Here is a 9,786-nt window from a genome sequence, read left to right on the forward strand (position 1 = left end):
TCAATCCGTCGCCGGCAGATCGGGGCCTTGGATGCAGTTCATCACCACGGGGGTCGCGCGCCTGGTTCCGGCCGCGGCCATGTTAGGCGTCCTGTTGGTCGCCGGATGCGCCAATACCGGCGGCTATGGCTATTCCTCCGACGGGGCGGTGCCGTACGATGGGTATGACCCGGCGGCCGAACGGCAGGCCGCGCGCTTCGCCCCCAGCCGCTACTATCCGCCCCCGGGCCCGGCGTCGGACCCGTGGGGGCCGTATATCCGGGAGGCAGCTTCGCGGTTTCGCGTGCCGGAGCAGTGGGTGCGCGCGGTGATGCACCAGGAGTCCGGCGGCCGAGAGCAGGCGGTGTCTCCGGTCGGCGCGATGGGGCTGATGCAGGTGATGCCGGCCACGTATGCCGGGCTGAAACGGCGGCACCGGTTGGGTGACGACCCATACGATCCGCACAACAATATCCTGGCAGGCACGGCCTACATCAAGGAGATGTATGACCGGTATGGCGCGCCGGGGTTCCTGGCGGCGTATAATGCCGGGCCGGACCGGCTAGACAGCTATCTGGGTGCGGGCAACCCGTTGCCAGCGGAAACGGTGAACTACCTGGCGTCGATCACGCCGAATCTGGGCAATGCCGTGCCGCTCAGTGGGCCGCTGGCGACCTATGGTGTCGGTTATGGCGCCACCTACGCCGCTGCCTCACCCAGGCCGGCGCCGACCGTCACCAGCCTGGCCGCCGGGTGTGACGAGAATGCCGCCTACGATCCGGACCATCCTTGCGCACCGCTGGTGCAGGCGGCGTCGGCGCCGGTGCAGCAGGTCGCCTCGGTCGGGTCGTGCAACCCGGATGCGGCGTATGATCCGACCCGGCGTTGCACGTCGTATGCCGCGCCGACGCCGTCGTATAGTGCAGCGCCGATTCAGGCGGCGCCGCTGGGCACGACGACGGCGGTCTACCGCCCTGCCCCGCCCAACCCGCGGGCCGGTGGTGGGTGGAGTATTCAGGTCGGCGCGTTCGGCAACCCGGCGCTGGCGCGGGCGGTGGCGGAGGGTGCGCGGACGGAGGCGATGGATCAGTTGCGGTCGGCCGCAGTGCTGCTGCCGCCGACGTCGCCGTTCGGGGGCAATGTGCTGTATCGGGCGCGGCTGGGGAATTTGTCGGCGAACCAGGCTTCGGTCGCGTGCCAACGGTTGAACCAGCGGCAGTTGCCGTGCGTGGTGGTGGAGCCCGCAGGCGCATAAACGGAGGTTCGTGGCCAGCCGCCAGTCAGCGGGTCGAATAGGCGGCTCGGCAGACGGACATCACGGCGTCGCGTAGCCAACGATGCGCCGGGTCGGCGTCCATGCGGGGATGCCACATGGCGGAGATCATGAAGGCCGGCGTGGGGAATGGGATCTCGAATCGTGCGAGGCCCGAGCTGATTTCGTGGCCATTGGCGGGTTTATTGCCAAAGCAGGACCGGGGCACGAGCGTCACCAGATCCGATTGGCTCGCGATCCGCATTGCATCCGGGTAGCCCGGCACGACGACGCGGATTGCCCGTTTGAGGCCCAGCGTTGCCAGCGCGTCATCGACGGATTGTACGACATTGCCGTCGCGGGACGCCACGACGTGGCCGCAGGCGGCATAGCGTTCGGGCGTCGCGCCTGGGTCGGTGAGCAGAGCATGGCCCACCCGTGCCACGCCGATGAACGAGTCCTGGAACAGGGATTGGGTGCGTATTTCCGGCGCGGAGCCGCCGAGCACACCGATTTCGAGATCAATCAGGCCTTCCCGAAGCGGCGCTGCATCCTTGTCCGGTTTGGGTGCGAAGCGGAGGCGGACACGCGGCGCGGCGTGGGTGATGGCGGCCACGACGGGAGCGGCCAGGAACTCCATGAACGCCTCGCTGGCGCGGATCGTGAACGTCAGTTCGAGCGAGGCGATGTCCAGATCGCTGATTTGCGGCCGGAGCACCGCCTGCACGTCACGGGTGAGTGCGTGAACGCGCTCGCGCAATTCGGTCGCCCGCGGGGTCGGCACCAGGCCACGGCCGGCGCGCACGAGGAGTGGATCGGCGGTTGCCGCGCGAAGCCGGGCCAGGGTGCGGCTCATGGCGGAGGCGCTGAGGCGGAGGCGACGGGCGGCGCCGGTGACGCTGCCCTCGGCCAGTAGAGCGTCCAGTGCGACGAGCAGGTTGAGATCCAGGTCATTCATCACCCGAGCATAGGACATGGCGCGAGGTGCAACTATAGTGTGCAATCGATGCGTCTGGCGCTGAGTGGGTGGCGTGGCCATAGTCTTGGCCGGTGACGCGAGAGGATTTGCGCAATGCCTATACCCAGCACGATTCTGATTATCGGCGCCTCGCGTGGCCTTGGTCATGCCATGGCTGCGGCGTTCCTGGAGAAGGGATGGACCATCGTTGGCACGGTTCGCGAGGGCGGAAGGCGGACTCTTCTGCACGACCTGGCGGACGAGTTCGCTGGGCGGGTGGAGATCGAAACGGTCGACATCTGCGCGCCGGATCAGGTGGCCGCATTACGGGACCGGCTGTCGGGCAGAATGTTCGAAATCCTGTTCGTGAACGCCGGCACCACCAACAACCCGGCGGAAACAATCGCGGACGTGACGACGGACGAGTTCGTGCGCGTCATGGTGACGAATGCGCTGAGCCCGATGCGGGTCATCGAGAGCTTGGAGCACTGCGTTGCCACCACGGGCACGATTGGTGTGATGTCGTCCGGCCAAGGCAGCGTGAGCAACAACGAGACCGGCATGCGCGAGGTCTATCGCGGCAGCAAGGCGGCGCTGAACATGTTCATGCGGAGCTTCGCAGCACGCCACGCCGGATCGGCACGCGCGATGGTGCTGATGGCGCCGGGCTGGGTTCGCACCGAATTGGGCGGCCCGGATGGGCGGCTGAGCATCGAGGAAAGCGTGCCTAAGCTGGTGAACGTGCTGCTGTCGCAGCAGGGCACGCCGGGCCTGCAGTATCTCGATTATCTGGGCCGCACCGTCCCTTGGTGAGCGCCTCGCCCGGCTCGATGTTCTAGGCCGTGGTGCGGGACACCACGCCGACGCGGGTTTCCACCGCGTCCGGCAAAGCGGGTTCCATCGGGCGGCTGCCATAGCGGCGGGCCAGGGTCGCGCACAGCATCAGTTGCAGCTGATGGAACAACATCAGCGGCAGCACGATGAGCCCCACTTGCGAGCCGGCGAAGAGCACGCTGGCCATGGGGAGGCCGCTGGCGAGGCTTTTCTTGGAGCCGCAGAAGACGACGACGATCTCGTCCTCCACCGGGAAGCGCAGGATGTAGCGGCTGACGATGGTGGTGATGGCGAGCACCAGCAGCAGCAACACCAGAGAGATGGCGACCAGCGTGCCGAGGCTGGCAAGGTCCAGTTGGTGCCAGACGCCGGACACGACGCCTTCGCTGAAGGCTGTGTAGATGACCAGCAGGATGGAACCACGGTCGACGAAGCCGAGAGAGGATTTGTTCCGGGTCAGCCAGCCGTTGATCCAGGGGCGTAGCGCCTGCCCGGCCATGAACGGCAGCAGCAATTGGGTGATGATGTCCAGCAGCACGCCGAACGAGAAGCCGCCGCTTTGCGTGTGCATCAGGAACGCAGCCAGCAGCGGGGTGGCGAAGATGCCGATGAGGTTGGAGGCGGACGCGCTGCACAGGGCGGCGGCGACGTTACCCTTGGCGATGGAGGTGAAGGCGATCGAGGACTGCACGGTGGAGGGCAGCACGCAGAGGAACATCAGGCCGTTGTAGAGCGAGCGCGGCAGGATGCTTTCGGGCAGGTAGCCCAGCGCCAGGCCGAGGGCGGGGAAGAGTACGAAGGTCGACAGCAGCACCACGCCGTGCAGCCGCCAATGCGTCAGCCCCGTCAGCGCGGCCTGCGGGGACAGCTTGGCGCCATACATGAAGAACAGGATGCCGATGGCGAGCGTGGCCGCCCAGTTCGCGATGGTCGCGCCCATGCCGGTCGCCGGCAGGATGGAGGCGATGCCGACGGTGGCCACCATCATCAGGATGTAGGGGTCGATCGGGGAGCGGAATTTGCGCGCCATCTTGCCAGCCTTCGTTGCCTCGACATTCTTCTAACCCGGGAAGCGCGTGGTTGGGGACATTCACTGTTATCGTGATTTGCGATAACCAGAGGCGATGTTGGACCCTACTCTGCTGCGCAGTTTCGACGCCGTGGTGCAAACGCGCAGCTTTACCGAGGCGGCGAGCCGGCTGCGGCTGGCGCAATCCACCATCAGCGGGCACGTGGCACGGCTGGAGCGGTCCTGCGGGCGGCGGCTGTTCGTGCGCGACACCCATAGCGTGACGTTGACGCTGGACGGGGAGGCGATGGCCGGGTTCGCCCGCAGCGTGTTGCAGGCGGAGGACCGTGCGCGGCGGCACTTCACCGCGTCCAGCCTGCGGGGGCGGCTGCGGTTCGGCGTGTCGGAGGATCTGGTATTGCGTGGCCTGCCGGAGGTGCTGCGGCAATTCGTGCAGACGCACCAGGCCGTGGATCTGGAACTGACGGTGGGTCTGAGCGGGTCCCTGCACGAGCAGTTGCAGGGCGGCGCGCTGGACCTGATCTTCGTCAAGCGCACCCGCCCCGGGCCGCAAGGGGAGACGGTGTGGCGGGAACGGCTGGCCTGGATCGGCCGGCCGGACATTCGGCTGGACCCGTCCCTGCCCGTCCCGCTGATCTTGTTGGCGCCGCCCAGCATTACCCGGCTGCGGGCGCTGGACGTGCTGGAGGCGGCGGGCCGCGCCTGGCGGGTGGTGTGCACCAGCTTTTCCCAAAGCGGCAGCTATGCCGCAGCGCTGGCGGGGTTGGGCGTGGCGCCGCATGCCGTGTCGCTGGTGCCACCGGACCTGGCCGAGGTCGAGTTGGGACTGCCGCCGTTGGGTGAAATCGACTTCGTCGTGCTGGGCAATGCCGGCGTCGCCGCAAGGGCATTGGCCCGGTTGATCCTGGACAGCGCGCCGTTGCTCCAAGGCGGTCTGCCCGGCTAGGGCGCGGGGTCTCATGCGATGAGCGCATCGTTTCGACACCCTGAACGAGCCGTTATTGAATTGACCCAACGGGTGATATTAATCTCGGGATAAGAGGGTGCGGTTGTTTCGCTCCGCCTGCCGTGGCAAAACACCGAAATACGAAGGCATGGTTGCATGACCGACACACTGATTGTCGGGGCTGGTCCATACGGGCTGTCTCTGGCCGCCTTTCTGCGGGGTAGGGCCGAATTCGAGATCGCTGGCGACCCGATGGGTGCGTGGAGCGCGAGCATGCCAGAGGGCATGCACCTGAAATCCGAAGGCTTCGCATCGACGCTGTATGAGCCGGCAGGGCTAGACACACTGGCTGCGTTCTGCGCCGCCGAGGGCATTGCCTACGCCGACACCGGCATCCCCGTCAGTCTGGGTACCTTCGTGGCCTACGGAAAGGCGTTCCAGAAGCGCCACGTGCCGAATGTGCAGGAGCGCACCGTCACCGCGATCCGGCAGATCGCAAAGGGGTTCGAGACGATTTTCGCCGATGGGGGCCGCATGCGATCGCGCCGGGTGGTGATGGCGGGGGGCGTGCAGCATTACGCGCAGGTGCCGCCTGTGTTGGGGGGCCTGCCGCCGGCGTTGCTCAGCCATAGCGCCGACCATCACAGCCTGGCGCAGTTCGCAGGGCAGTCGGTGGCGGTCATCGGCGGCGGGTCGTCGGCGATGGACATTGCGGCTGCCTTGCGCCGGGTGGGCGCCATCGCCACCATCATCGCCCGGCGCAACACCGTGCGATTTCAGACGCCGCTGGGGCGCCGCAGCCTGCGGGACAAAATCCGCACGCCGATGACGTCGATCGGGCCGGGCTGGAAGTCGGTCCTGTGCACCCGGGCGCCACTGCTGTTCCATGCGATGCCGGCGAAATTCCGCTCTACCATCGTGCGGCGCTATCTGGGCCCGGCGCCGGGCTGGGCGGTGCGCGACGCGGTGGAGGGGCATGTGCCGATCGTCACGGGCACCGTCGTGACCGAGGCGACCGAAGTGGATGGCAAGGCGCGGCTGAGCCTGCTGCGGCAAGATGGCTACACCGGGGTGTTGCAGGTGGACCATGTGATCGCCGCAACCGGGTACCGGGTCGCGGTCGACCGCGTGCCGTTCCTCGACCCGGCGTTGGCAGCGGCGATCGGCACCGCCGACGGCGCACCGTCGCTGTCGCGAAACTTCGAATCGAGCGTGCCGGGCCTGTATTTCATCGGCCCAGCCTCCGCCACCAGCTTTGGCCCGATGCTGCGCTTCGCCGCCGGAGCGAAATTCACGGCAACCCGCCTGTCGCGCCACCTGGTCGCGCGGACGGTACGGCAACCGCGGCGGCGGCCGGTGCTGCCGCATCCGGACGCCATCCCTGCCGAGGGCTGAGCGAGAGTTACGGCCATGCCAAGCAGGATCCTGTTTGTCGCCCTGGTGAACGATGTTGGCGGGGAGCGCCTACCGGCCGCGATGGGGGCGCTGGGCGCGATGTGCGCCACGCTAAGCCCACCGGGCTTCTACTGTGCCGAAACCCGGCATGTGAGGCGGCGGTTCACCCTGCCCCGGCACCGCAAGATGTGGCTCGCCTTGCCGTTCCTGCGCAGCCGGCTGGAACAGGCGGTGCGGGATTGGGACGCCGAGATCGTCATCCCGCTCGACGAGATATCCGCCGGGTTGCTGCGCGGGCTGGTGCAGGACCGCTCGGTCACGGCCCGGTTGTTGGCGCTGCTGGAAACCTCGCTGGGGGCGCCGTCCGGCTACGACGCCGCGTGCACCCGGGCGGGGTTGATGCAACTTGCCGCCGCGCAGGGTGTGCACGTGCCAGCCTTTCGCGTGACCGACGACGCGGACGACATGGTGGCGGCGGCCGTGGCGTGGGGTTACCCGGCGGTGCTGAAGACGGATAATAGCTGTGGTGGCCATGGCGTGACCATCGCGCACAGTGCGGCGGATCTGCATGGGGCCGTGGCGAGGCTGCAGGACCGATCCATGCGCCGACGGGTGCGGCTGGCGTCGCGATCCATGATCTGGCGCACCGCGCTGCGGCCCAAAGCCACGCACAGCCTGCCGGTGCTGCAGGCCTTCACCATGGGCAAACCCGCGATGCGCACTGTGTCGGCCTGGCAGGGCCGGGTGCTGGAGGGCGTCAGTTTCGTTGCCGAGCGCACGCATCCGGGACCGACCGGCCCCAGCACGATGGTCCGTCATATCGAAAACGCGGAGATGCAATCCGCGGTCGAGAAGCTGGTGGCGGCCCTTGGATGCTCCGGCTTCGTCAGTTTCGACTTCATTTTGGATGAGGCGACGGGCCGAGCGTCATTGATCGAGATGAACCCGAGGCCGATCGCCACGACAAGCCTCGGCGCATTGTTCGGGCATGATCCGTGCGCGGCGCTGCTGGATCATTTGAGTGGGCAGACGGCTGCGCGGGTGGAAGCGGACCCGGCCATGCCGCGATGCGTGGCGCTGTTTCCGAAAGAGATCGAGCGTGATCCGACGCGGCTGGATCGGTTGTGGGCGCCGACGATCCACCACGATGTGCCGCATGACGATCCGCCGGTGATCGCAGCCTATCTGCGGCGGTTGTCGCTGATCCACCCCGGTTCGATCCGGGCAATTGCACGGGCGCTGTCGGTGGCGTTGCCGTCCGATGGGGTGGCGAGCCAGCGGCCCGAGCGGGAGCCGAAACGGACGACGATGGCAGCGCAAGCGCGATAGACGAGACGGGCGCCAGCTTGGCGCCCGACCGTGTCAGGCGGCTTGGGCTGGGCGGCGCCAGGCGCCGATCTCCGGCTTCTTCATGCCCAGGTTCTCGCGCAGCGTGTTGCCCTTGTATTCCTTCTGGAACAGACCGCGGCGCTGCAGTTCCGGCACCACCAGGCGGACGAAATCCTCGTAGGAGCCGGGGATATGGGTGGCGGAGATGACGAAGCCGTCGCAGGCACTGCCGAACCACTCTTCCATCTCGTCGGCGATCTTCTTCGGCGTGCCGAGGAAGATAGGAAATTCCTTGATCGTGCCGCGGCCGGAGAAATGCACGAAGTCGCGCACAGAGGGGTTCTTCTTGCCGCTGAGCATGATGACCCGGTCGCAGAAGCCGCGCCAACCGGTGATGGCGGCCAGTTCCTCGTCGCTGAACGGCTCGTCCAGCGGCTTCTTGCTGAAATCGGTGTTCAGCACTTCGCACAGCAGGTTCAGCCCGTCGACCGGCTTGGCCAGGCTGTCGATATAGGCCTTCTTGTCCTCGGCCATGCTTTGCGATTCGGCGACGATGGCGTAGACGGCGGGGGCGATGTTGACGCTGGCCGGGTCGCGGCCGGCGTCGGCAATGGCTTGCTTGGTTTCGGCGTATTGCTTCTTGCCGATCGCCAACGTCGGGAACACGGCGAAGATCAGCTCGGCCCAGCGGGAGGCGAACAGGCGGCCGCGGCCGCTTTGACCGGCCTGGATCAGCACCGGGTGGCCCTGGGCGGAGCGCGGCACCGGGAATGGGCCGCGGGATTGGAAGAACTTGCCGCGGTGGTCGAGGCGATGGACCTTGGAGGCGTCGGCGAAGCGGCCGGATTGCTTGTCCACGATCAGCGCGTCGTCGCCCCAGGTGTCCCAGTGGCCCATCACGACCTCGAGAAACTCGTCGGCGCGGTCGTAGCGGGCGTCGTGTTCCAGATGGCCCTTGGCGCCGAAATTCAACGCTTCGGAGTCATTCAGGGAGGTCACGACGTTCCAGGCGGTGCGGCCGCCCAGCATCAGGTCCATGGTGGCGAACAGGCGGGCGACGTGGAACGGTTCGTAATAGGTGGTGGAGTAGGTGGCGCCTAAGCCGATCTTGGACGTTGCCATGCCCATGGCGGTGACGATCGGGGTCAGGTCCATCTTCACGGCGCGCACGCCGTTTTCCACGGTGGAGGTGTGGTCGTCGCCGTAGATGTCGGGGATCGCCAGGCGGTCGTCGAAGAAGGCCATCTGGAACTTGCCGTCTTCCAGGATGCGGCCCACGCGCTGGTAGTAATCCGGCGTCAGGAAGTCGCTCATGCTGCTCTCGTGCCGCCACGAGCCGGGATAGTTCGAGCAGTTCTGCGCCTGCAGGAAGGCGACGAGAGTCATCTCGCGTTTGCTGGTCATAGCATTCTCCTAAGGAGTTAGGTCAGATCGCGCCGCTGGTGCGCAAGGCGGTGATCTCTTCGGTGCCGAGGCCGAGCAGGGAGCGGAGCACCTCGTCGGTGTCGGCACCCATGGCGCGGCCGGTGTGGCGCAGCACCGGTGGGGTGGCGGACATGGTGGGCACGCCGGCCGGCAAGGTGACGGTGCCGATGCGCGGGTCCTCCACTACCAGCATGTTGTTGCGGGCCTTGAATTGCGGCTCCTCGAAGATGTCGGCGATGCTGTTGATCGGGCCGCAGGGGACGCCGAATTTGTCGCACTCGATCATCAACGCCGGGTAGTCGAGGCCGCCGACCCAGTCGGCCACCAGCAGGTTCACCGCATCGCGGGCGGCGACCCGGCGCTTCGTGGTGCCGTAGGGGCCGTCGCCGGCGAGCTCGGGGCGGCCGATGGCGGTGGCGAACCGGTCGAACATCTTGTCGCTGCTGCAGGCCAGCGCGATCCAGCGGCCGTCCTTCGTGCACCAGTGGCCGTGCGGCACCACGGCGGGCACGTCGGCGCCCATCCGCTCGCGGATCGTGCCGAGCTTGGCGTAGACGGGGGCGATCTCGTCCAGCATGCGGAAGATCGATTCGTAGAGGCCGATATCGACCACCTGGCCCTCGCCGGTTTGCGCCACC

9 protein-coding genes are annotated in these 9,786 nt (G+C 67.2%); 5 read left to right on the plus strand and 4 right to left on the minus strand.

The features are described 5' to 3' along the window. The first annotated feature begins 31 nt into the window (after positions 1-31). Positions 32-1,234: a transglycosylase SLT domain-containing protein gene (locus tag GSQ76_RS09600; RefSeq protein ID WP_254070323.1), complete on the plus strand. Its 1,203-nt coding sequence runs from the start codon at positions 32-34 to the stop codon at positions 1,232-1,234. Between the two features lie 25 nt (positions 1,235-1,259). On the opposite strand, the gene GSQ76_RS09605 is transcribed toward GSQ76_RS09600, so the two are convergent. Then, positions 1,260-2,189, minus strand: a complete 930-nt coding sequence (locus GSQ76_RS09605; RefSeq protein ID WP_158743694.1) for a LysR family transcriptional regulator — start codon at positions 2,187-2,189, stop codon at positions 1,260-1,262. A 114-nt stretch (positions 2,190-2,303) separates the two neighbouring features. On the opposite strand from GSQ76_RS09605, the gene GSQ76_RS09610 reads away from it, so the two are divergent. Then, a complete protein-coding gene (locus GSQ76_RS09610; protein WP_158743695.1) occupies positions 2,304-3,002 on the plus strand; it encodes an SDR family NAD(P)-dependent oxidoreductase in 699 nt (232 codons plus the stop codon). A gap of 22 nt (positions 3,003-3,024) precedes the next feature. On the opposite strand, the gene GSQ76_RS09615 is transcribed toward GSQ76_RS09610, so the two are convergent. Next, positions 3,025-4,053 carry a bile acid:sodium symporter family protein gene (locus GSQ76_RS09615; RefSeq protein WP_158743696.1) on the minus strand — a complete coding sequence of 343 codons (1,029 nt, stop codon included), beginning with the start codon at positions 4,051-4,053 and terminating at the stop codon, positions 3,025-3,027. A 94-nt stretch (positions 4,054-4,147) separates the two neighbouring features. Between GSQ76_RS09615 and GSQ76_RS09620 the strand changes: the two genes are divergently transcribed. The 3 genes from GSQ76_RS09620 (at position 4,148) to GSQ76_RS09630 (ending at position 7,723) form a co-directional block, all read left to right on the plus strand. Beyond that, positions 4,148-4,999 carry a LysR substrate-binding domain-containing protein gene (locus GSQ76_RS09620; RefSeq protein WP_158743697.1) on the plus strand — a complete coding sequence of 284 codons (852 nt, stop codon included), beginning with the start codon at positions 4,148-4,150 and terminating at the stop codon, positions 4,997-4,999. Between the two features lie 156 nt (positions 5,000-5,155). Continuing rightward, entirely contained in the window at positions 5,156-6,394 is a 1,239-nt protein-coding gene (locus tag GSQ76_RS09625) for an NAD(P)-binding domain-containing protein (protein ID WP_158743698.1), read from the plus strand. A gap of 15 nt (positions 6,395-6,409) precedes the next feature. Next, positions 6,410-7,723, plus strand: coding sequence for an ATP-grasp domain-containing protein (locus GSQ76_RS09630; protein WP_158743699.1), 1,314 nt, complete (start codon positions 6,410-6,412; stop codon positions 7,721-7,723). A 33-nt stretch (positions 7,724-7,756) separates the two neighbouring features. Here the strand turns inward: GSQ76_RS09630 and GSQ76_RS09635 are convergent, their stop codons facing one another. Together GSQ76_RS09635 and GSQ76_RS09640 are read right to left on the minus strand one after the other, a co-directional pair. Continuing rightward, positions 7,757-9,127 carry an LLM class flavin-dependent oxidoreductase gene (locus GSQ76_RS09635; RefSeq protein WP_158743700.1) on the minus strand — a complete coding sequence of 457 codons (1,371 nt, stop codon included), beginning with the start codon at positions 9,125-9,127 and terminating at the stop codon, positions 7,757-7,759. A gap of 22 nt (positions 9,128-9,149) precedes the next feature. Next, the coding region (locus GSQ76_RS09640; protein WP_174247316.1) for a CoA transferase at positions 9,150-9,786 on the minus strand (637 nt) is incomplete at its 5' end.

The organism is Acidisphaera sp. L21 (assembly GCF_009765685.1).
GTDB lineage: Bacteria > Pseudomonadota > Alphaproteobacteria > Acetobacterales > Acetobacteraceae > LMUY01.

Coding starts and splice junctions, on each gene's coding strand:
- GSQ76_RS09600 (WP_254070323.1), top strand. CDS start 32: ATGCAGTTCATCACCACGGGGGTCGCGCGCCTGGTTCCGGCCGCGGCC.
- GSQ76_RS09605 (WP_158743694.1), bottom strand. CDS start 2,189: ATGAATGACCTGGATCTCAACCTGCTCGTCGCACTGGACGCTCTACTG.
- GSQ76_RS09610 (WP_158743695.1), top strand. CDS start 2,304: ATGCCTATACCCAGCACGATTCTGATTATCGGCGCCTCGCGTGGCCTT.
- GSQ76_RS09615 (WP_158743696.1), bottom strand. CDS start 4,053: ATGGCGCGCAAATTCCGCTCCCCGATCGACCCCTACATCCTGATGATG.
- GSQ76_RS09620 (WP_158743697.1), top strand. CDS start 4,148: ATGTTGGACCCTACTCTGCTGCGCAGTTTCGACGCCGTGGTGCAAACG.
- GSQ76_RS09625 (WP_158743698.1), top strand. CDS start 5,156: ATGACCGACACACTGATTGTCGGGGCTGGTCCATACGGGCTGTCTCTG.
- GSQ76_RS09630 (WP_158743699.1), top strand. CDS start 6,410: ATGCCAAGCAGGATCCTGTTTGTCGCCCTGGTGAACGATGTTGGCGGG.
- GSQ76_RS09635 (WP_158743700.1), bottom strand. CDS start 9,127: ATGACCAGCAAACGCGAGATGACTCTCGTCGCCTTCCTGCAGGCGCAG.